The sequence below is a fragment of the Mesorhizobium sp. CU3 genome, from assembly GCF_006442965.1.
Classification (GTDB): Bacteria; Pseudomonadota; Alphaproteobacteria; order Rhizobiales; family Rhizobiaceae; genus Mesorhizobium.
The window spans coordinates 133,904-155,706 of the sequence record NZ_VFWX01000014.1 but is presented as its reverse complement, the minus strand read 5'-3'; the positions used below and the strand labels follow the sequence as shown (position 1 = coordinate 155,706).

The following is a 21,803-nucleotide window of genomic DNA, read 5'->3' as shown; positions in this document are numbered from 1 at the left end:
AGACCGGATATGAGCGAGAAACTCGTCATCATCGGCAACGGCATGGCGCCTGGCAGGATGCTGGAGCACCTGCTGGAGGCCGCGCCCGACCGCTACGCCGTCACCATCTTCAACGCCGAGCCGCGCGTGAACTACGACCGCATCATGCTCTCGCCGGTGCTATCGGGCGAGAAGGCGTTCGAGGAAATCGTCATCCATGGCGACGGCTGGTACATCAAGCACGGCATCACCCTCTACAAGGGCCACAGGATCGTCGCCATCGACAGGGAGGCGAAGACCGTCACCTCCGACCACGGCGTGACCGAAAGCTACGACCGGCTGGTCATCGCCACCGGCTCGGTGCCCTTCATCATCCCGGTGCCGGGCAAGGATCTGCCCGGCGTGCTCACCTATCGCGACCTCGACGACGTCAACGCCATGCTGCTCGCCGCGCAGTCGCGCGCCAAGGCTGTCGTCATCGGTGGCGGCCTGCTTGGGCTCGAGGCCGCCGCGGGGCTGAAAGAGCAGGGCATGGACGTTACCGTGCTGCATGTCATGCCGACATTGATGGAGCGCCAGCTCGACCCGGCCGCCGGCTACCTGCTGCAGAAGGCCGTCGAGGCGCGCGGCATCAAGGTGATGACCAAGGCCAACACCAAGGTCATTGTCGGCAACGGCAAGGTCGAGGGCGTCGAGTTGATGGACGGCACTGTCATCCCGGCGACGCTGGTGGTGATGGCGGTCGGCATCCGCCCGAGCACCACTTTGGCCAAGGAGGCCGGGCTCGAGGTCAATCGCGGCATCGTCGTCGACGACCGCATGCGGACCTCCGATCCGGCGATCATGGCGCTCGGCGAATGCGCCGAGGTCGGCGGCCATGTCTATGGGCTGGTCGCGCCGCTCTACGAGATGGCGCGGGTGGCGGCAGCCGGGCTGGCGGACAGCGAGGACAAGCGCTTCGTCCATTCCGACACGCCGACCAAGCTCAAGGTCACCGGCATCGATCTCTATTCGTTGGGTGATTTCGCCGATGGCGAGGATCGCGAGGAGATCATCCTGCGCGATGCGTCGGCCGGCATCTACAAGCGCGTCGTGCTGCAGGACAACCGCATCATCGGCACGGTGCTGTTCGGCGAGACCGCCGACGGCGCCTGGTTCAACGACCTCAAGAAGAAGGCGACCGACATCTCGGAGATGCGCGACACGCTGATCTTCGGCCAGGCGTTCCAGGGAGGCGTTTCCTCGGACCCTTTGGCGGCCGTTGCGGCACTGGCGGATGATGCGGAAATCTGCGGCTGCAACGGCGTCTGCAAGGGCAAGATCACCGGCGCGATCTCGGCCAAGGGGCTGACCGGCCTCGACGACGTGCGCGCCCATACCAAAGCTTCGGCCTCCTGCGGCTCGTGCACGGGTCTCGTCGAGCAACTGCTGAAGCTCACGCTGGGCGAAGCCTACAATCCGGCGGCGGTGCAGCCGATGTGCGGCTGCACGAGCCTCGGCCATGACGATGTCCGGCGGCTGATCAAGGCGAAGGGGCTGAAGACGATCCCTGCGGTCATGCAGGAGCTCGAATGGAAGACCTCCTGCGGCTGCGCCAAATGCCGGCCGGCGCTCAACTACTATCTGGTCTGCGATTGGCCTGACCAATATGCCGACGACTATCAGTCGCGTTTCATCAACGAGCGCGTGCACGCCAACATCCAGAAGGACGGCACCTATTCGGTGGTGCCGCGCATGTGGGGCGGGGTGACCAGCGCCGGCGAATTGCGCGCCATCGCCGACGTCGTCGACAAGTTCAAGATCCCGATGGTCAAGGTCACCGGCGGCCAGCGCATCGACATGCTGGGCATCCGCAAGGAAGACCTGCCGGCGGTATGGGCCGATCTCGGCAAGGCCGGCTTCGTCTCCGGCCATGCCTATGCCAAGGGCCTGCGTACGGTGAAGACCTGCGTCGGCTCCGACTGGTGCCGCTTCGGCACGCAGGATTCGACCGGGCTTGGCATCCGCATCGAAAAATTCATGTGGGGTTCCTGGACGCCGGCCAAGGTCAAGATGGCGGTGTCGGGATGCCCGCGCAACTGCGCCGAAGCGACCTGCAAGGATGTCGGCGTGGTCTGCGTCGACTCTGGCTACGAGATCCATTTCGCGGGAGCGGCCGGCCTCGACATCAAGGGCACCGAGGTGCTCGGCCTGGTCAAGACCGAGGACGAGGCGCTGGAGGTGATCGTGGCGCTCGTCCAGATGTATCGCGAGCAGGCCCGCTATCTGGAACGCATCTACAAATGGGCCAAGCGCATCGGCACCGCCGAGATCAAACGGCAGATCCTTGACGACGCCGAGCGCCGCAGAGACCTCTTCGACCGCTTCGTCTTCTCGCAGAAATTTGCGCAGGTCGACCCCTGGTCCGAACGCGTCTCCGGCAAGGACAAGCATGAGTTCCGGCCGATGGCTTCGGTCGGCTACGCGGAGGCGGCGGAGTGAGTCGACAGGAAAGAGACGGCATGAACTGGATCGCGATCGGCGCCATCGCCGACATTCCGCCGCGCGGCGCGCGCTGCGTCGTCACACCGCAAGGCAAGATCGCGGTCTTCCGCACCGCCGACGACCAGGTCTACGCCATCGAGGATCACTGCCCGCACAAAGGCGGGCCGCTCAGCCAGGGCATCGTCCATGGCGCGGCGGTGACCTGCCCGCTGCACAATTGGGTGATCTCGCTGGAGACCGGCAAGGCGCTTGGCGCCGACGAAGGCGCAGTCAGGACGATTCCGGTCAAGGTCGAGGGCGAAAGGCTTTTCATCGCGCTCGAAGCGCTGGCCTCGAAAGCGGCCTGAGGCATGGAAGAAGCACGCGAGGTGAGGACCACCTGCCCCTATTGCGGGGTGGGTTGCGGCGTGCTGGCCGGGGTCGCCGCGGACGGCACGACGACCGTCCGCGGCGACCCCGATCACCCGGCCAATTTCGGCAAGCTTTGCTCGAAGGGTTCAGCTCTCGGCGAGACGCTCGGCCTCGAAGGCAGGGTGCTGCAACCGGAGATTGGCGGCAGGCAAGCGGACTGGGACGAAGCGCTCGATCTCGTGGCGGCGAAATTCTCGCGCGCGATTGCCGAGCATGGGCCGGACTCGGTCGCTTTCTACGTCTCCGGCCAATTGCTCACCGAGGATTACTACGTTGCCAACAAGCTGATGAAGGGTTTTATCGGCTCGGCCAATATCGACACCAATTCGCGGCTCTGCATGGCGTCGTCCGTCGCCGGCCATCGCCGCGCCTTCGGCGAGGACATCGTTCCCGGCGTCTATGAGGACTTCGAGCAAGCCGATCTCGTCGTGCTTACCGGCTCCAACACCGCCTGGTGCCATCCGGTGCTCTATCAGCGCATGCTCGCGGCGCGCCGAGAGCGCGGCACCAGGATCGTCGTCATCGATCCGCGCCGCACCGCGACGGCCGACGAATGCGACCTGCATCTCGGGCTCGATCCAGGCACCGACGTGCTCCTCTTCAACGGCCTGCTCGCCCATCTTGCCCGAAACGGCAAGACCGACGCGGACTTCATCCGCAACGGCACGTCGGGCTTCGATGCCGCGGCCGCGCTGGCCGAGGCCGATGCGCCGTCGATCGCGCGCGTCGCGAAAGGCTGCGGGCTGGCGGCGGCCGACGTCCAAGCCTTCTACGATCTCTTCGCTGCAACCGAGCGGACCGTCACCATCTACAGCCAGGGCGTCAACCAGTCGGCGCATGGCACCGACAAGGTCAACGCTATCATCAACTGCCATCTCGCCACCGGCCGCATCGGCCGGCCCGGTATGGGGCCCTTCTCGGTCACCGGGCAGCCGAACGCGATGGGCGGCCGCGAGGTGGGCGGGCTGGCCAACCAGCTTGCCGCGCATATGGATTTCGCCGATCAGGCCGGGATCGATCGCGTCTCGCGCTTCTGGAAGGCGCCCAACATTGCGCGGCGTGGCGGCCTGAAGGCCGTGGATATGTTCCAGGCGGTCGCCGAAGGCCGCATCAAGGCTCTGTGGGTGATGGGCACGAATCCGGCGGTCTCGATGCCGGATGCCTCGCGCGTGCGCGCCGCTTTGTCCAAATGCGACTTCGTAGTGGTCTCGGATGTCACCCGCACCGACACCACGCGCTATGCCGACGTGCTGCTTCCGGCCGCTGCCTGGGGCGAGAAGGACGGTACGGTCACCAATTCGGAGCGGCGCCTCTCGCGCCAGCGGCCGTTCGTGCCGCCGCCGGGCGAGGCGAAAGCCGATTGGCGCATCATCTGCGATGTCGCCATCCGCATGGGTTTCGGCGATGCCTTCGCCTACCAGACGCCGGCCGAGATCTTTCGCGAGCATGCCGCGCTCTCTGCCTTCGAGAACGATGGCGAGCGGCTGTTCGATCTCGGCGGTCTCGCCGACCTCAGTGAGGCGGACTATGCCGGTTTCGCGCCACGCCACTGGCCTTTGCCAGAGCGGCGCGAGCAGCGGACGCGGTTGTTTGCCGATGGCCGCTTTCCGACGCCCGACGGCCGCGCGCGTTTCGTATCGGTGCGGCAGGAGGCGACGGCTTTCACAGTCGATGCCGACTATCCGCTTGCCCTGAACACCGGCCGGCTGCGCGATCAGTGGCACACCATGACGCGCACCGGCAGCGTGCCGCGCCTGATGGCGAATGCGCCGGAGCCGGCCGTCGACCTTCATCCGGCGGACGCGGCCGCGCGCAACCTCAAGGACGGCGATCTCGCCCATCTCTCGACGCGCTTCGGTTTCGTCCGCGCCAGGGTGCGCGTCGCCGACGCGCAGCGGCGCGGCCAGGCCTTCCTGCCCATGCATTGGAGCGGCCATTTCGCGGCCAGGGCCGCCGCCGGGCTGCTGTCCTCGCCCGTCACCGATCCGCATTCCGGCCAGCCGGAGCTGAAGCATGTCCCGGTGAGGATCGTGCGGGAAGAGACCGGCTGGGCCGCCGTGCTCATCACCCGCCGCGATCTCAGGCCGACGGGTTTCGTTCACTGGAGCCGGCAGGCGGTCGAGGGCGGCTGGGTCTACGAGCTCGGCGGCACCGAGCCGCCGGACCAGGGCATTCTTTTGGCGCGCAAGCTTTTTGACGCGTTTCGCCGGGACCGGCTGCTGGAATACAACGACCGTCGCGGACGGGCCTACCGCGCCGCCGCCATCGACGAAGGCGGCGCCATGGCCGAGGCCTTGCTGGTCGCCGCCCCGGACCAACTGCCGATGCGCGACTGGCTGGTGTCGCTGCTGGCAACGCGTGAGCCGCTATCGGCCGTTGATCGCCACGCGCTTTTGTCGGGCCGCTCGCCTGCGCCGATGCCCGCCATCGGGCGGGTTGTGTGCGCGTGCTTCCATGTCGGCGTCAACCAACTCGCTTCCGCGGTAGCCGCGGGATGCGACAGTGTCGAAGCGATCGGCTCGGCGCTGCGCGCCGGGACCAATTGCGGTTCGTGCCGCTCGGAGATCAGGTCGATCATCGACGCAGGGCGCGCCCAGGCGGCGGAGTGACCCGCGCCTAGCTTATTTAGGCCTTCGGCCGAGACCCATGGACTTGGCGAGCCGCGAGCGCGTGGCGGAGTAATTCGGCGCCACCATCGGGTAGTTGAAAGGCAGGTTCCACTTCCTGCGATACTGGTCCGGCGTAAGGCCGTATTGAACCGCGATATAGCGCTTCAAGGATTTCAGGCGTTTGCCGTCTTCCAGGCAAATGATGAAATCGGGGGTGACGGATTTCTTAACGGGAACGAAGGTCTGCGGTTCGTCGAGCTCCATCCTGGACGTCTCGCCGGAAAGCAATTTGAGGCAGGCGTGAATCTTGCCGAGAAAGACCGGTAGTTCGGCGGCGGGCAAGGCGTTGTTCGAAACATAGGACGACACAAGCTTTGCGGTTAAGGAGATCAGGTCGATGTCCTTGCCTTGCCGCCCGGCAGCATCCGAGGCCCCGATGTCGATGGCTCTATGCGTCCAGTCGTGGCCATTGACCTGTGTTTCCTGCCGCCCGCCTCCGGTTCTGGCGATGGTTGGCTTTGTATACGGCTTTCTCAAAAATCTCTCCTTTGACGGGCCTGGCCGCAGCGCATTCAAAAAATCCGCTGACAGACGGCTAAGGCTGTGGGAAAATTTCACACATGTCAATTGAAGAAACACCGACAGCTTGCTCTCTGCGACTGCGTATCTCTTGTGGCAGCATTTCCCACGGGCTATTTTCGCCGAGACGTTCCGAGGGATGGAGGCCGATCTCAGGGTCGGCGAGCGAAGGACGAGATGAATAGATCGACGGGGCAACATCTGGATGCCGCCGGAGTCCAGAACGCGTTGAATCGCGTCCTGCGCCCGCTGGTGCGGCTGGCCATCAAATGCGGCGTGACGTTTCCGGCGTTCGTCGATCTGCTGCGGCAGCTTTACGTCAATGTCGCCGAGCACGAGTTCGCGCTGCCCGACAAGCAGCAGACCGATAGCAGGGTCAGCCTGCTGACGGGCGTTCATCGCAAGGAGGTCAGCCGGCTTAGGGGCGCCGGGGCTCCGGTAAGGGTGGTGCCCGACTCCGTTTCCAGGACCAGCGCCATCGTCGCGCGCTGGCTTGCCGATCCGTCCTTTGTCGATGCCGACGGCACGCCGCTGCCGCTGCCGCGCGCGGGCGAGGCCGGGGAGGTCTCGTTCGTCAGCCTGGTGGAATCGGTGACCCGCGATCTTAGGCCACGTGCGGTGCTGGACGACTGGCTCGACCGCAAGCTCGTCGAGATCGACGCCAGCGATCGGGTGGTGCTCCTGGAAGGAGCGATGGTGCCGCGCGAAGACGGCGAGGTCCGGCTCTACTATCTGGCGCGCAATCTCCAGGATCATGCGGCGGCCGCCGTTGCGAACGTGCTTGCCGACAATCCGCCCTTCATCGAGCGCGCCGTCCACTATGACGGGCTGTCGGAAGAGCTTGCCCGGTCGCTCGAGGCCCATAGCCGCAAGGTGGTGGTGGAGACGCTGATCCAGCTCAACAAACATGCCAACCAGGCCGTCAAGAGCGATCCCGGCGGGACCAGCCGCTGGAATTGCGGCGTCTACATCCTGACCTCGGACGACGCATCGACCGTCACCGAAGACGGGACCCCGCGCAAGCCCGCCGACGGAGGGGCTTGATGGGCGGGCGCATGAGGCCGACGCGGCGCAGCTTCCTGATGCTTGGCGCCGCCATGCCGGCGGTGCTTTTCAGCTTTCTTGCAAGAGCCACCGAACCGTCGAAGGACCAGGGCATTGGGGGCACCGGCTGGACGGCCGGGACGGACAACGATAACGGCATCGGCGGCACCGGGATCGTCGGGACCATCCAGCGCTTCGGCAGCATCTTCGTCAACGACGTGCGGGTCGCGTATGACGCCGACGTGCCGGTGTGGGTGGACGATGCCCCCGTCACCATAAGCAGCCTCAAGGTGGGTCATGTCGTGCGGGTCGCGGTGACCGAGGAGGCGGGCCGCGTCGTCACGCGCGTCATCCATGTCACCAGCGAGGTGGTCGGGCCCGTCGAGTGGATGAGCGCCGGCTCGATCCGGGTGCTGGGCCAGAGCGTCGACATCGGCGCCGCTCCGAACGACCCGACGATCCGCAAGGGCGACATCGTGGCCGTTTACGGCATTCGCCGTCCCGATGGGACGATCGTCGCCAGCCTTGTCGAGGCGAGGCCCGGTGAAACGCATTTCCTGGTCCGCGGCGTGGCTGCCGCACGGTCCGGTTCGCTGCTGGTCGGCCGGCTTAAGGTCGGGCCGAAATCATCGGGGCTGGCAAACCGGCGCGTTCATGCGCGGCTGGCAAAGGCCGGCGGCGGATACAGCGTCGTTAGCCTCGAAGCCGAGGCTCCGGTTCCACAGGCCGATGTCGCAAGCGTGCTTTACGAGACCTTTCTCCAGCGTATGGGACGTCGCCTCGTATCTGGGCTGGGCGTCGCCATCGTCGACCGGGACGGTAGCTTGAAATCGAGCGATGCGATGCGGGTGTTTCTCACGGTCGGGATCGATCATGCCGGCAACATCGTCTCGGCCTCGCGCGATCGAAATCCTGGTATGAATGCGCCAAGCCAGCCCGGCATGCCCAGCCAGCCTCCGGCCGGGCCTGGCATGCCAGGTCCGGGCGCGCCCGGCGCACCTAACGGCCAACCGAACGGTGGTTCCGGTGGTCCGGGAGGGCCGGGAGGTTCCGGCCCTGGCGGGCCCAGTGGGCCTTAAGCAATTGCAGGAATGTACGCAGCGGTTTCGTTCGGAATTGCATCAAAACCGGCCGCGCTCCAACAAGGCGCAGGGTCTCGCTCGGCCTTTGCAAAATCGCTGACGACGGGGCTGTTTCAAAGCAAGAGATGATCCGGCCGGCCTGTCTTTGCGATAGACAGGCCGGCCGGGGCAGCCGTGCGAGGCGCTCGTTTAAGGGGGGCTTGCTCGAGCTTTTGTTTACGGCTGCCTTCCGGCACCATTCGGGGTGGATGAACGGTCCGCGGAAATTCCTGAGCGTTCGGTAGTTTTGCTCCTCTTCTCCAATGCATCGCTGTCAAATCTATTTGTGGGAAAATTACCCACAAGTCAACTCGAGATGCTTGTTTTTCTCCCGAGGGCTTCGGGAATGGCATTGGCGGGATGCCCCCAGAACACAGTCCGAGACGCCCGCCCGCGCTGCTTCAAGCGCCTCACTCTTGACGTGGGTAAATTTCCCACGTAGTGAGATCAAGGTTTCCGGGAGAGAATCCGGAGCGTGGAAATCAAGCGACAAGAGCCGCGGCAACGCTGCCTCGGCGCCACTTGGGTCGCGGCAGCCGGATTGCCGCGATGATCGCCAGCCATTGTCAGGGTAACCTTTTGAAGAAACTCTACATCGACGCCACTTTGCCATTGCGCTGGGGACCTCATCCGCCAGTGGGCATCCCGCGGGTCGAAACGGCGCTCATTCGCCAGGCACTGCGGTGGAAGGCTTCGCCGGTCGGGTTTTTCGTCGTCGACGCTCAGGGGTGGGGCCAGATGCTGGACGAAGCCGAGCTTCGCTACCTGAGGCAGTTGGTCGACGGCAAGCTGCCGCAACCCGTCGGGGGAGAGCATAGCTCCTATCCGGCGCGTCTCTGGAAAGTGTTGACGATCATGCGGGCAGCGCCTTTCGCCTTCGGACGCGAGTTCGATCGCGTGGCGGCGATCTTCGTCTCCGGCTCCGAGAAGCGGCGCGGGATCAAGTTCCAGCTGTCGAAGACGGCGATCCGCCTGTTCAAGATCGTGAAATCGGCGCTGCGCCCGAGGCGGGCCGAGACAAAGAACCCGCTGCAGGACAGGAACGCAACGTGCTTCCTCTCCAGCGCGAGCGTGCACGACATTGCCGCGAAGAAGCTGCCGAAGGATAATGCAGGCGGCATTTTCACGATCATGCACGACCTCATCCCGATCGATTATCCGCAATTCGTCGGACCGCATCATGCGCGCGGTTTCGTCCGCAACACTGAATGGCAGATGGAGAATTCGGACCTTTTGGTCTGCGTGTCGAAATACACGGCCGACAGGGTGAGGTGCCATGCCGCCGCATCCATGCCCGACCGCGCGCCGCAAGTCGCGGTGGCGTCGCCCGGAGCCTTTCTCAAGGAAGCCATCTCCGATCGCAGCACGACTTGCGGACAGCAAGGCCGCAAGTTCGTCCTCTATTGCTCGACGATCGAGATCAGGAAGAACCACATCCTGCTGCTCAAGGTCTGGCATCGCCTGATGCCCATCCTGGGCGACCGGCTGCCCACGCTGGTTCTCTGCGGTCGCTGGGGCTGGATGTATGACGAGCTGGTAGCCTTCATGAAGGCGCATCCGGAGCTTCGCGACTACGTTCAGTTCCGGTCCAATCTCAGCGATCAGCAACTCGCCGCGCTCTATCGGAACGCCGAATTCAGCGTCTACCCTTCGGCCGTCGAAGGCTGGGGCCTGGGCGCGGCCGAATGCCTCGATTTCGGATTACCGGTTCTGATCTCGGACGCGCCGTCGCTGGCGGAAGCGACGCAAGGGCTGATGCCGACCATTCCCGCGCACGATGTCGAGGCGTGGTGCGCCGCGGTCGCCAAGGCCTGCACCGATCCGCTCTGGCTTGGCGAGCTGCGCGAGACGATCGCGCAGCGCTACCGCCCCATTGGCGAGCGGGATTTCTTCGCGGCGATCATCGGCCATGTCGGTGCTCTCGGTTCGACCGACCTCGGACATCGGAATTGCCGGCCAAAGTCCGCGGCGGCGGAGGCAGCAGGAAGCACGAGCAAAATGCCGGCCGAACGATCAACTCTTCGACCAGCCGAGCTGTAATCAAGATGGATACATCAATCCGCAGCGGATCGCAGGAGCGAGCCTGTAATGCCGTCGTCGGTGTCCGCATCATGGGCACACCGAGATCCGGCACAAATCTCGCGAAGTATCTGGTGGAACGCTATCTGAAGACGCCGGTGGTCTTCGACCGGGGATTCTGGAAGCACGGAATTTTTCCAGCGCTTATGAATGGGCGCGATATGCAGTATGGGGATTTGCCGATCGTCGTGGCCAGCAAGGATCCGGTCACCCAGCTTCTGTCATGGTATCGTCAGGCCAGGAACGATACCCTCTTCAAGCCGAGCGGATGTCTTGCGTCCTTCCTGAGCAAACCGTTCGAGGTCCGGCAGGATTTTACCGAGCCGGGGAGAATGGAATACCGGTTCCGCTCGCCCTCCGACTACTGGAACCAGTTCTATTTTGCCATGGATGCGCTTCGCCGCGCCGGCGCTCCGGTGCATTTTGTTTGCTACGAGCAACTGGTTTCATGCCCGGCCTTGTCTCTGCACATGATCTCGCATTTTCTCGGCCATTCCTTGCCGTTCGACGTCGGTAGCGCCGTGGAAATCCCACGGCATGCGCTCGGTGCAAGCAATGATGTTGACCAGACCGCCAATTCTGCCTTCGATCAGCCTGTATACAAGTCGTCACGCGCGGATCTGGCATCCGCCCTTGCCCGAGTCGGATGGCGCAACGCGAACCTGATTTTGCGCGGCATCGATAACGATGTGCTGTGTGCCACCGGCCGAGAAGACTTCCGCAAAACCTGCCGGGAAGCGGCCGGCGCCAAGGCGATGCTGAGGTCGCTTGTCGGTTTATGGTGAGGGCCGGTGCGCCGTTCGCTTCGTCCTACCGATCCTCGACAATCCGCAAATACGCCGCCGTCACGAACAGCACGATGAAGCCGAACAGGATGCGGCGGCCGCCTTCGGGCATCTGCAGGATGGTGAGCAGCGTCGTGAGCACGGTCAGGATCAGCGCGCCGATGATGGTCCCGGTGTAGCCGCCGCGGCCGCCGAAGATCGAGGTGCCGCCGATGACGGCGGCCGCCACCGAAGGCAGCACCAGGGGCTCGGCCAGCGACAGCGACGGCGCCTTGATCAGGCCGATATAGAGCAGGCCGGTGATGCCGGCGAGCAGGCTGGAAAGCACGTAGAGCGCGGTGATCACCTGCCAGTAGCGCACGCCGGACAGGCGCGCGGCGCGCTCATTGTCGCCGACGGCATAGAGAAGGCGGCCGAAGCCGGTGCGGTTCAACATGAAGACGATCAGCACGGCGACGGGCACGAACAGCAACAAGGCGTTCGGGAAGCCGTAGGTGACACCTGTGCCCAGCCAGTTGAGGAAATCCGGTATCTTGGCCCCCGACGCGATCACCGTGCGCTGGTAGACCTGCAGGAAGCCGGTGCCGATCAGGCTGGTGCCGAGCGTCATGATCAGCGGATGCACCCGGAACACGCCGACGCCGATGCCGTTGACGAGGCCGATCAGCACGGCCGGCAACATGGCGAGCAGGAAGGCCACCGCCGGATCCTGGTTGACGATCTGCGTCGCCATGATGAAAGCGCTCATCGTCGCCACCGTGCCGACCGACAGGTCGATGCCGCCGGTCAGCATGGTCATGGTCTGGCATCCAGCGAGGATCGCCAGCGGAATGGCGAATTTCGCCGTGTTGGCGAGCCAGCGCTCGTTGACGATGCCGGGGCGCAGGATCTGCAGGATCACCACGAGGATGATCAAGAGGATGATCAGCGGGATGAGCGGCCGGTCCGCCATGAAGCGTTTGACGCGGCGGCCGAAGGAGACAGGTTGGGGCATGGTCGCGCTGTCGGTCATGGCGTTGCTCCCGCCGGGCGGCCGCGGATGGTGATGAAGGCGCCGAACATCACCACCGCGACCATGATCAGGCCCTCGATGATGGCGGTGACGTTGGGATCGATGGCAAGCAAGGTCAGGTCTGTGCGCACCAGCCTCAGCACGAAGACGGCGATGATGGGTCCCAAGAGCCCGCCCTTGCCGCCGCCTAGCGCGACGCCGCCCAGCACCACCGCGGCGACGCTGGCGAGCAGATATGGGCCCGGGATGGGCGCGCCGATGCCGGTGCTCATGGTCAGCGCCAGCCCGCCCATCGCGGCGAACAGGCCAGACAGCGCATAGGCGATGATGCGGGTTCGGGCGACCGGCACGCCGCTGCGGAAAGCGGCCAGTTCGCTGGAACCGATGGCGTAGAGGGAAAGGCCGAGGCGCGAGCGCCTGAGCGGGATCCAGATGACGCAAAGGCAGACGATCAGCACCAGCAGCGCCTTGGGCAGCCAGGCGTCGATCGCATCGGGAAGACCGGGTATCGGCACGGTGCCGGTTATCATCGCCTTCAGCCATTCGGCGGCAGCACCTCCCGGCGCGTCGAGCACCAGAAGCGCCGCGCCCTGCAGCACGAACAGCATGGCCAAGGTGACGACGATGTCCGGCACGCGGGTTACGACGATGAGGGCGCCGTTCAGCGCGCCGAGCACGAAGCCCATGGCAAGCACGAAAGGCACGACGAACAGCGCATATTCTTCCGAGGCGCCGTTCATCATCGAGGCGGCGGTGACGCTGGTCAGCGCCATCATGGCGGCGACCGAAAGATCGATGCCGCCGGCGATGACCACAACGGTCTGGGCGGCGACGGCAAAGGCGTAAGGCAGAACCGCCCGCGCCAGCGAGCCGAAATCGCCGCTGCCATAGCCGGGCTGGATCAGCTTGGTGACGATGAAGAGAAAGATCAGCAGGGCGAAGAGGCCGGCGACCCAGCCCTGGTTGCGGAAGAGGTGGCTCATGATGCGGCCCCCGTATCGGTCCTGACATCGGCGAGGATGCCGACATCGGCCTTGACGCCGCGCGGCAGGCCGTAGGCGGCGCGCATCAGGGCCGGCTCGTCGGCTTCCTCGACCGAAAAAGTGTCTACGACGCGGCCGCCGAAGATGACGATGACGCGGTCGCAGACGCGCTGCACCTCTTCCATCTCGGATGTGTAGAACAGCACCGACTTGGCCTGGCCGGCGAGCTCGCGCAGCAATTTGTAGATCTCCTGCTTGGTGCCGACATCGATGCCACGCGTTGGATCGAAGCACAGGATGGTGCGGGCGTCGGCCGCGATCCAGCGGGCGATGGTCACCTTCTGCTGGTTGCCGCCGGAGAGGCGCTGCACCTCGCCCTGGGCACGGGTGTCGATCTGCAGCCTGCCGATGGCGCCGGAGACGACCACCTGCTCGCGCCGCATGCGGATCGGTCCCCATTTGCGAAGCGCCGCGCTGAAAGGCAGCGCGATGTTTTCGCGCACCGAGCGCTGCATGGCCAAAGCCTCGGTGCGGTCGCCTGGCACATAGGCGATGCCGGCCTGGATGGCGTCGCTCGGATGCGAGAATCTTGCCGGCACGCCGTCGACCTCGATTGTGCCGCCGCCTGGCCGGATCGAGCCGGCAAGCGCGGCGAAGAGCTCGTCCTGGCCCTGGCCCTCGAGCGCGAAGACGCCGACGACTTCACCATTGGCGAGATCGAAGGAGACGTCGTTGAGCTTGGTGCCGAGCTGCAGGTTGCGGACAGCGAGTCGTGGTCGGCCGGCTTTCGTCGTGGAGGTGTCGGGTGCCGCGCGCGCGGCGACGCGCGTCTTTTCGATGCGGCTGCCCAGCATCATCTCGACTATTCTTTCCTCGATGCCTGGTTCGATGTCGACGACGCCGACGGTGGCGCCATCGCGCAGCACCGTGGCGCGATCGCACAGCGCCGAGATCTCGACGAAACGGTGCGAGATGAAGATGACGGAGCGGCCGGCGTCGCCCTGGCGGCGCACGACCTCGAGCACTTTCTCGGCAAGGTTGGCCGGCAACGCGGCAGTCATCTCGTCGAGCAGAAGCACATCCGGCTCGACCGCGAGCGCGCGCGCCAGGTCAAGCACGCGCAGGATGGCCAAAGGGATGTTGCGGGCCGTCTCGCGGATATCGAGATCGGGAATGCCAAGTTCGCGCACCCAGGCGCGAAAAGGTTCGACCGGCGTGCCGGTGAGCCTGAGATTGGAGAGCACGTCGAGATCGGGGATCAGCGACGGCTCCTGGTAGACCGGCAGCAGACCGGCGCGGCGCGCCGCAGCGGGCGATCGGACATCGAGCTGCTGGCCGCGGATCAGGATGCGGCCGGCGTCGGCGCGGATCGCGCCGGTCAGGATCTTCACCAGCGTCGATTTGCCGGCGCCGTTGGCGCCCATCAGCGCATGGACCTCGCCCGGCAGCACGGAAAGCGAGGCATTGCGCAGCGCCGCAACCGCACCGTAGTTTTTCGCCACGCCGGTGGCGTCGAGGAGAGGGTTTTGCGGTAATGGGTTTGTCGTCAAATCGTGTGGTTCTCGTTCCAAAAACTAATGTAGGCGCCGGCTGAAGCAGGTTCGCTCCCCCTTCTCCCCTTGTGGGAGAAGGTGTCGCCGAAGGCGACGGATGAGGGGTGTTCCAGCGGAGTGAGACGCTGGCGTTCCCTGGAACACCCCTCATCCGTCTCGGCGCTGACGCGCCGATCCACCTTCTCCCACAAGGGGAGAAGGCAGAAGGGCGTCTCAACGCTTATTCGCCCGGGCCTTTGCAGGCGACGATCTGGTCCTTGGTGTAGGTGGTCCAGTCCGGGATCGAAATCGAGACCGGCCATTCGGGGCTGAGCGACGGATCGGCGGCGGCCTTCAGCTTGGCCTTGCCTTCGTCGGTGGCGTTTTCCCAGAGCTGCGGCTCGACCAGTACGGTCTGCTGCGCCGGCTTCTTGCCGTCGAGGATCTGCAGGGCCAGCGTCACGCCGGCGCCGCCGATCGAGCCGGGGTTGGTCACGGCCGCGCCGACCAGACCCTTGACCGTGTTCAACTGGCCGACGAAGCCGGCATTGTCGGCGCCGACGACGGGCACCATCGGCGCTTGCTGCTCGACCAGCGCGTCGACGATGACGTTGTCGATGCCGGAGGTCCAGATGCCGTTGATCGGCGTGCCGGTGGCGAGGAAGGAGAGGATCTGCTGCTTGGCCTGATCCTGCTGCCAGCCGGTGAAGACCTCCTGCGCGACCTTAACGTCGGGGAATTCGGCCAGCGCCTTCTTGAAGCCTTTGTCGCGATCCGAGTCAGCCGAAGCGCCGGCGGCGCCGCGCATATAGAAGACCTCGCCCTTGCCGCCCATCTGCTGGAACAGCCACTTGGCGCCGAGATAGGCGTATTGTTCCTGGTTGTTGGAAATGATGTAGGCGGAGGGCTCGGTCACCGCCTGGTCGACGGCGACGACGACGATGCCGGCCTTGGTGGCTTCCTCGAGACCGGCCTTGATGCCGGCCGGATCGGCCGGGTTGACGACGATGGCGTCGACCTTGGCGCTGATCAGGTTGCGGATGTCCTCGAGCTGTCCGGCGGCGTCGGTGTTGCGGTGGGCGATGTTGAGCTTGGCCACCTCGCCGGAAGCGAGCGCCTGCGCCTTCATCGCGCAGATCATTTCCTCGCGCCAGCCATTGCCCTGCACGGTGTTGGAAATGCCGATCGTGTACTTGCCGGCGGCGGTCGAAACGCCCACCGATGCAAACAGAGCGGCGCCGGCAAGCAGCGAGGCCATGGTCAGATGTTTTTTCATGTCAGTACTCCTCCACATTGATTTTTGCAGTTCCAGGGCGCCGAAGCGATCGGCGCCAAGCCTTGGTCATTTGATGAAGGGGCGCAGCACGTCGCGCGCCAGCAGGAAGCCGCGCTTCACCTTCTCGTCCGTCCCTTCGAAGCGGCGGTCCTCATGCTCGATGATGACCGGCCCGTCATATCCGGCCCGGTAGAGGCCCGAAAAAATCCTGCTCCAATCGATATCCCCAAGCCCCGGCATGCGCGGCACCTGCCAGCCTATCCCGGCGGACAGGATTCCGCGCTCGTACAAACCATCATGATCAATCATCAGGTCCTTGGCATGCACATGCAGCATGTTTGCGCCGAACTCGCGGATGAAACGCTCCTTGTCGATCATCTGCCAGACGAGATGCGAGGGGTCGAAATTCATGCCGACATCGCCGCCCCAGGCCTCCAAGATGCGGCGCCAGACATAGGGCGAATAGGCGATGTTGTGGCCGCCCGGCCATTCGTCATAGCTGAAGATCATCGGGCAGTTCTCGAAGGCTAGCTTGACGCCATGCTCGCGGGCATGGGCGATGATCGCCGGCCAGACTTTTTGCGCGTCTTCCCAGTTGGCATCGACGGTCTTCGAGGCATCGCCGCCGCAAAAGGTGTTGACCAGCGAAACGCCCATGCGGCTCGCCAGCACGATAACCTTCTTCAAATGGTCGATCACCGCTTCGCGATGCGCCCGGTCGGGATGCAAAGGGTTGGGGTAGAAGCCGAGACCCGAGATCGTCAGGTCCTTGCCGGCCAGCGCGGCGGCGATGTCCTTCGCCTCGGCGGCCGGGATGTCCACGTCGATATGGCTGGTGCCGGCATAGCGCCTACTTGCGCCCGAAGTCTTCGGCCAGCAGGCGATTTCCAGCGCCTCGAAACCCACCGAGCGCGCCCAGTCGGCGACCTCGCCGAGGGCAGTATCCGGAAATGGTGCCGTGAGCAGTCCAAGTTTCATGATGCCTCCCAATACGTAACTATGCAGATCGAGCCGGTTGCTTCAACCGCGCATCTGTTGGCCCAGCGCAGACTTGTCTGACGAAGGCCATTGGATCATTCGAGAGAAGGCCGTCCAAGCCCGCAACGATATGCGCGCGGAATGTCGCGTTGGCGGCCAAAGACGGGTCGAAAATGGCATCGATTGCCAAGATCGCGTCGGCGAGCAGTTTGCTGTTCGAACCGATGCGGTCGGCGATCGCCGCGATTTTCTCCGCGAAAGGATCGGAAACCGGCCAGGCGCTGCCGAACCGCGCGGAGGCTTTGATGAGATAGGCCATCCAGCCGGCGACCGGCACGGACAGAAGGGTGATGCTCCCGCCCTTGGCCAGTCGGTCGCGGATCGGGTTGAGCAGGCGCTGCACGATCTTCTGCGAGCCGTCGGTGGCGATCTGGTGGTTGCGGTGGCGGATCGCGGTGTTGGCGAGGCGCGAGAGGCTCTGCTCGACATAGACTGTCGGCGCGATGCCGGGCACCGGCATCAGCGTCGGCAGCGTTTCCTCGGTCAGCATGCGACGAACGAATGTGGCCAGCAGCGGGTCGGCTATTGCGTCTGACGTGTGCTCGAAGCCGCCTAGAACGCCGAGATAGCTCAGCGTCGTCTGGGCGCCGTTCAGCACCCGCATCTTCAGATGCTCGAAGGGCGTGACGTCGTCGACGAAAGTCGCGCCGACAAGGTCCCAGCGCGGCACGCACCCGGCGAATTTCTGCTCGATCACCCATTGGCGGAAACGCTCGCCGACGACGACGGCGCCGTCATGGTAGCCGAAGCGTTCTTCGACCGTATCGGCATCGGCCTTGGTCGTCGCCGGCGCGATGCGGTCGACCATGGCCGAGGGAAAGGCGACATTGTCGTCGATCCATTCCGCAAGCTTGCTGACGCGCCGCTCGGCGAAGCTGCGCACGACATTGCCGAGGATCGTGCCGTTGGTCGGTATATTGTCGCAGGAGAGCAGCGTCAGCGGCCGGCCATGCGAGGCCATGCGCAATTCAAGCGCCCTTGCCAGGATGCCGGGCACGCTGCGCGGCGCCTCGGGATTGGCGAGGTCGCGCACGATGTCGGGGTGGTCGAGGTCGAGCGCGCCGCTCGACGGGATGTGGCAATAGCCTTTCTCGGTCACCGTCATGGTGACCATCTCGATCTCCGGCGAGGCGAGCACGTCGAGCGCCGGCGCGGCGCTGTCCTGGCTGTCGACGACGCGCATGATGCTGCCGATGACGCGTGCCTCTACCTCGTCATTCTCCCGGATCAGCCTCGTGTAGAGACCATGCTGTTTGCCGAGCGTATCGGTGAGGAGGGGAGGCCTGATGTTGATGCCGATCAGGCCCCAGCGGTCGAAATCCTTCTCCAGGAGGTCGTCCGTGTATTCGGCCTGATGGGCGCGGTGGAAAGCGCCGACGCCAAGATGCGCGATGCCCGGCTTCAGCGCCGTACGGTCGTAAGCCGGCTTTCGAACCTGCGGCGGCAGGCGGCCGAGCAAGGCAGGGCCGAGCCGTTCGGCGGCGTTCACCGGTTGGCTCCGATCACCGCCTGTTCCTGGTCGATCACGGCGCCGGTCATCGGGCCGGCCGCGTCGGAGAGCAGGAAGACGGCGAGGTTGGCGATGTCATCGACCGAAAGCAGCCGGCCGAAAGGCTGCGCGGCGTTGGCGGCGTCGAGCCAGCCCGGGCCGTGGCCGAGCGTATCGGATTGCATGATGCGTTCGGCCGGTGTGTCGGTCCAGCCGACATTGATGCCGTTGACGCGGATGCGGTCGAAGCGGTGGGCGTTGGCGGCGTTCTTGGTCAGCGTCGCCAGCGCGCCCTTGGTGGCCGAATAGACGGCGAGCTCCGGCGAGCCGCAGTGCGCGTTGATCGACTGGATGTTGACGATCGAGCCTCCTTGTCCGCGCTTCCTCATGTCGGCGATGGTCGCCTGCATCAGGAAGAAGGGGGCGCGGGCGTTGACGGCAAACAGCGATGCCCAATCGTCCAGCGTGGCATCGACGAAGGAGGCGCGATCGGTCAGGCCGGCGGCGTTGACCAGGCCGTCGATGCGGCCGAAGCGCTCGATGCAGGCCCGGGCCAATAGTTCCGGAGCATCGGCGTTGCCGAGGTCGGCGGCGACGAAGCGAGCCGGAGCGCCCATGCCGGAAAGCTCCACTGCGACGGCATCGCCGCGGCTTTGGTCGCGGCCGGTGATCAGCAGGCCGGCAACGCCCGAACGCGCAGCCGTCGCGGCGATCGCGCGGCCGATGCCTTGCGTGGCGCCAGTGACCAGCACCACCTTGCCGTCAAGCCGAACCTCCATTCCTCCTCCCGGGAACAAAGTTTCTATTTTTTAAAATATGGAACTCAAGTTCCTTTTAGTCAATTGGTGCCGTCAGCCTGTCCGGCGCGAGACGAGGCCGTGGACCAAGGCCATGCCGACCGCGAGCGATGCGGCAAGCGGGCGGAAGCCGCCGAAATCCTGCTCGACCACCTCCAGCCAGGTGTCGGATAGCCGGACCAGCGGCGAAAAGGTGCTGTCGGTGATGGTGACGATGCGCGCCTTGCGCTCATGCGCGACGGCGACCAGGTCCGGCGTGATCGAATTGTAGGGGCTGAAGGAGACGGCGAGCACCGCATCGGCCGGCGTTATGCAGCCGACCTGATCGAGCGCGCTCGAGCCGACATTGTCGACCAGCACGTTGCGGACGCCCTGCTGCGAGAGCGTGAGCGACAGATAGGCGGTGACCGGGAAGGCGCGCTTGGAGCCGATGACATAGATCAGCTCGGCCGCCGCCAGATGGGCGATCATCGTCTCGAAAGCGGCGATGTCGAAACTGTTGCCGATGCGGCTGAGCGCGGCCTGTGACGCGCCGATCATGCCGTTGAGGAAATGCAGGTCGGCGTTGGGTTCGGCGGTCTTTTCCTGCCCCCCCTTCGTTTCCGGCCAGGAGCCTTTCATGCGGTCCTTGAACAGGTTCTGGAAATCCGAAAAGCCGGCAAAGCCGAAGATCTGCGCGAAGCGCACCAGCGTCGACGGCTGCACGCCGGCCTGCGCGGCGACCTGCGCGATCGTGCCAAGCGCCACGTCGCTCGGGTTTTGCCAAAGATAGATGGCGACCTGACGCAGCCGTTTCGGGAAATGCACCGTGCCGGACGAAAGCACCGCGCGCAGTTCTTCGTAGGTTTGCGGCTTGGTGTAGCCCAGCGCCGCCAGCGAGCGGCTTCGTTTTCTCGCCGCCGTCTCCAAACTATGTGTAGACGGCTCATCGGCCGCCTTGCCGCGGCCGCTCATAGAATATGCCTCATTCTGACCCCAACCATCGGATGCGTCATCCGATCCCTGCCCTCCGGATGCAGTCCAGTTTCTTTTGAAGCATGATCTTTTCCGAAAACCGGTTCCCACTTTTCGCTGACGCGGTCCTTCGGTTCGGGATCAGGCTCTTTCTGAACCTGATCAAAAGCTAGCGCGGCACAAACATTTTACAAACCAAAAAATAGAAATATCATTCGAAAACAAGAGGTAGACCTTAGTCTAAATCTCGCGGCGAAAGCCGTCGTCAATCATCCTGCCGGGAGAATAATCGCAATCATGGTCTACGCAACCGCCGATGGAATGTCACGCCAACGCCTCCGGGTCGGCATGGTCGGAGGCGGACGCAATGCGTTCATCGGCGCCGTGCATCGCCTGGCGATGCGGCTCGACGACCAGATCGTGCTGGTGGCCGGGGCTTTGTCGTCCGATCCGGAGAATGCCGCGGCCTCGGCGGCCGAGATCGGCATCGCGCCGGAGCGCAGCTATGCCGATTACCACGGCATGGCCAAAGCCGAGGCGGCCCGGCCGGACGGCATCGAGGCGGTGGTCATCGTCACGCCCAACCATCTGCACGCGCCGATCGCCACCGCGTTCCTCGAGGCAGGCATCGACGTCATCTGCGACAAGCCGCTGTCGACGACGCTTGGCGAGGCCGAGGCGCTGGTCGCGCTGACCAAGGCAAAGCAGCGTCGCTTCGTCGTCACGCTCAACAATACCGGCTATGCCATGGTGCGCCAGGCGCGCGAAATGGTGGCGGCGGGCGAGCTCGGCCGCATCATCTCCGTGCACGGCGCCTATATCCAGGACTGGCTGACCAAACCGATCGACGCCGAGGGCCAGAAGCAGGCCGAGTGGCGCACCGATCCGGCGCGCGCCGGGCAGTCGGCGGTGCTGGCCGACATCGGTGTGCATGCCTTCAACCTGGCGAGCTTCATCTCCGGTTTCGAGGCCGAGGCGGTCTCGGCCGATCTTTTCACCGCCGTGCCGGGGCGGCGGCTCGACGACAACGCGCATGTGCTCATGCGCTGGACGGGCGGCGCGCGCGGCACGATCCTAGCCAGCCAGACCTCGCCCGGCCACTACAACGACCTTTCGGTGCGCATCTATGGCGACAAGGCCGGCATCGAATGGTTTGGATCGCGGCCGGAGGAATTGCGTTTCTCGCCCTATGGCGAGGAAACCCGCACGCTGGTGCGCGGCGGTCACGGCTCGACGGCGGAAGCGCGGCGCGTCTCGCGCATGCCGGCAGCGCACCCGGAGGGCTATATCGAAGCCTTCGCCAATTTCTACCGCGATGCCGCCGACATTATTCGCGCGCACCGATCGGGCGGAACGGTCGATGCGGCGCGCGCGGCGCAGGTGCCCGACGTGGTCGACGGCGCGCGCGGCGTGAAGTTCGTGGCGGCGGCGGTGGAGTCCAGTTGCACCGGCGGTGCGTGGACGCCGGCGCGCTTCGGATGAAGCCGAGGCTCGCTAAATTCTTGACGAGTTGAGCAAGGCGCTCACGATCAGCTTGCGGCGAGGCGTCTCCTCTGATTCCCTGACGGCGGTGGGGACCACCTGATTCGTCTGCTCGTGTCCGGGTTCGGTATGATTGCGCGGCAGGTGCA

The 21,803-nt window shown here is 64.9% G+C and carries 17 protein-coding genes; 8 read left to right on the top strand and 9 right to left on the bottom strand.

What is annotated here, in order from left to right; genetic code table 11:
- Positions 1 to 9 precede the first annotated feature (9 nt).
- From nirB to FJ988_RS21680, 3 genes are read left to right on the top strand one after another with little or no spacing between them, the layout of a single operon-like run.
- Complete coding sequence (gene nirB / locus FJ988_RS21690; protein WP_140820390.1) at positions 10 to 2,460, top strand: nitrite reductase large subunit NirB; 2,451 nt, start codon at positions 10 to 12, stop codon at positions 2,458 to 2,460.
- A gap of 20 nt (positions 2,461 to 2,480) precedes the next feature.
- Complete coding sequence (gene nirD, locus FJ988_RS21685) at positions 2,481 to 2,810, top strand: nitrite reductase small subunit NirD (RefSeq protein WP_140820389.1); 330 nt, start codon at positions 2,481 to 2,483, stop codon at positions 2,808 to 2,810.
- A gap of 3 nt (positions 2,811 to 2,813) precedes the next feature.
- On the top strand, positions 2,814 to 5,483 hold the full coding sequence (locus FJ988_RS21680; RefSeq protein WP_140820388.1) for a nitrate reductase: 2,670 nt from the start codon (positions 2,814 to 2,816) through the stop codon (positions 5,481 to 5,483).
- Between the two features lie 12 nt (positions 5,484 to 5,495).
- On the opposite strand, the gene FJ988_RS31240 is transcribed toward FJ988_RS21680, so the two are convergent.
- Positions 5,496 to 5,921: a MucR family transcriptional regulator gene (locus FJ988_RS31240; RefSeq protein ID WP_246688633.1), complete on the bottom strand. Its 426-nt coding sequence runs from the start codon at positions 5,919 to 5,921 to the stop codon at positions 5,496 to 5,498.
- Positions 5,922 to 6,239: 318 nt separating this feature from the next.
- Here FJ988_RS31240 and FJ988_RS21670 point away from each other — a divergent pair, with 318 nt between their 5' ends.
- The 4 genes from FJ988_RS21670 (at position 6,240) to FJ988_RS21655 (ending at position 11,091) form a co-directional block, all read left to right on the top strand.
- Positions 6,240 to 7,106: a DUF6502 family protein gene (locus tag FJ988_RS21670; RefSeq protein WP_246688629.1), complete on the top strand. Its 867-nt coding sequence runs from the start codon at positions 6,240 to 6,242 to the stop codon at positions 7,104 to 7,106.
- Positions 7,106 to 8,185 carry a DUF5666 domain-containing protein gene (locus FJ988_RS21665; protein ID WP_140820386.1) on the top strand — a complete coding sequence of 360 codons (1,080 nt, stop codon included), beginning with the start codon at positions 7,106 to 7,108 and terminating at the stop codon, positions 8,183 to 8,185. Before FJ988_RS21670 ends, FJ988_RS21665 begins: the two co-directional genes overlap by 1 nt.
- A 591-nt stretch (positions 8,186 to 8,776) precedes the next feature.
- Complete coding sequence (locus FJ988_RS21660) at positions 8,777 to 10,267, top strand: glycosyltransferase family 1 protein (RefSeq protein ID WP_140820385.1); 1,491 nt, start codon at positions 8,777 to 8,779, stop codon at positions 10,265 to 10,267.
- 5 nt (positions 10,268 to 10,272) lie between these two features.
- Positions 10,273 to 11,091, top strand: a complete 819-nt coding sequence (locus FJ988_RS21655) for a hypothetical protein (RefSeq protein WP_181183625.1) — start codon at positions 10,273 to 10,275, stop codon at positions 11,089 to 11,091.
- Positions 11,092 to 11,116: 25 nt separating this feature from the next.
- Here FJ988_RS21655 and FJ988_RS21650 read toward each other — a convergent pair whose 3' ends face one another.
- From FJ988_RS21650 to FJ988_RS21615, 8 genes are all read right to left on the bottom strand, one after another.
- The gene (locus FJ988_RS21650) at positions 11,117 to 12,103 is read right to left on the bottom strand and encodes an ABC transporter permease (protein WP_140820383.1); all 987 of its coding nucleotides are present in this window, start codon (positions 12,101 to 12,103) and stop codon (positions 11,117 to 11,119) included.
- The gene (locus FJ988_RS21645; RefSeq protein WP_140820382.1) at positions 12,100 to 13,086 is read right to left on the bottom strand and encodes an ABC transporter permease; all 987 of its coding nucleotides are present in this window, start codon (positions 13,084 to 13,086) and stop codon (positions 12,100 to 12,102) included. The genes FJ988_RS21650 and FJ988_RS21645 overlap by 4 nt, the downstream gene beginning before the upstream one ends.
- Positions 13,083 to 14,588, bottom strand: a complete 1,506-nt coding sequence (locus FJ988_RS21640; RefSeq protein ID WP_246688628.1) for a sugar ABC transporter ATP-binding protein — start codon at positions 14,586 to 14,588, stop codon at positions 13,083 to 13,085. Before FJ988_RS21640 ends, FJ988_RS21645 begins: the two co-directional genes overlap by 4 nt.
- Positions 14,589 to 14,859: 271 nt before the next feature.
- Complete coding sequence (locus FJ988_RS21635; RefSeq protein WP_140820380.1) at positions 14,860 to 15,894, bottom strand: ABC transporter substrate-binding protein; 1,035 nt, start codon at positions 15,892 to 15,894, stop codon at positions 14,860 to 14,862.
- Between the two features lie 66 nt (positions 15,895 to 15,960).
- A complete protein-coding gene (locus FJ988_RS21630; RefSeq protein ID WP_140820379.1) occupies positions 15,961 to 16,872 on the bottom strand; it encodes a sugar phosphate isomerase/epimerase in 912 nt (303 codons plus the stop codon).
- 19 nt (positions 16,873 to 16,891) lie between these two features.
- Positions 16,892 to 18,421, bottom strand: coding sequence for a mannitol dehydrogenase family protein (locus FJ988_RS21625; RefSeq protein WP_140820378.1), 1,530 nt, complete (start codon positions 18,419 to 18,421; stop codon positions 16,892 to 16,894).
- Entirely contained in the window at positions 18,418 to 19,200 is a 783-nt protein-coding gene (locus FJ988_RS21620) for an SDR family oxidoreductase (protein WP_140820377.1), read from the bottom strand. Before FJ988_RS21620 ends, FJ988_RS21625 begins: the two co-directional genes overlap by 4 nt.
- A 72-nt stretch (positions 19,201 to 19,272) precedes the next feature.
- The gene (locus FJ988_RS21615) at positions 19,273 to 20,172 is read right to left on the bottom strand and encodes a MurR/RpiR family transcriptional regulator (protein ID WP_140820376.1); all 900 of its coding nucleotides are present in this window, start codon (positions 20,170 to 20,172) and stop codon (positions 19,273 to 19,275) included.
- A 297-nt stretch (positions 20,173 to 20,469) separates the two neighbouring features.
- Here FJ988_RS21615 and FJ988_RS21610 point away from each other — a divergent pair, with 297 nt between their 5' ends.
- Positions 20,470 to 21,654: a Gfo/Idh/MocA family protein gene (locus FJ988_RS21610; protein ID WP_140820375.1), complete on the top strand. Its 1,185-nt coding sequence runs from the start codon at positions 20,470 to 20,472 to the stop codon at positions 21,652 to 21,654.
- Positions 21,655 to 21,803 lie beyond the last annotated feature (149 nt).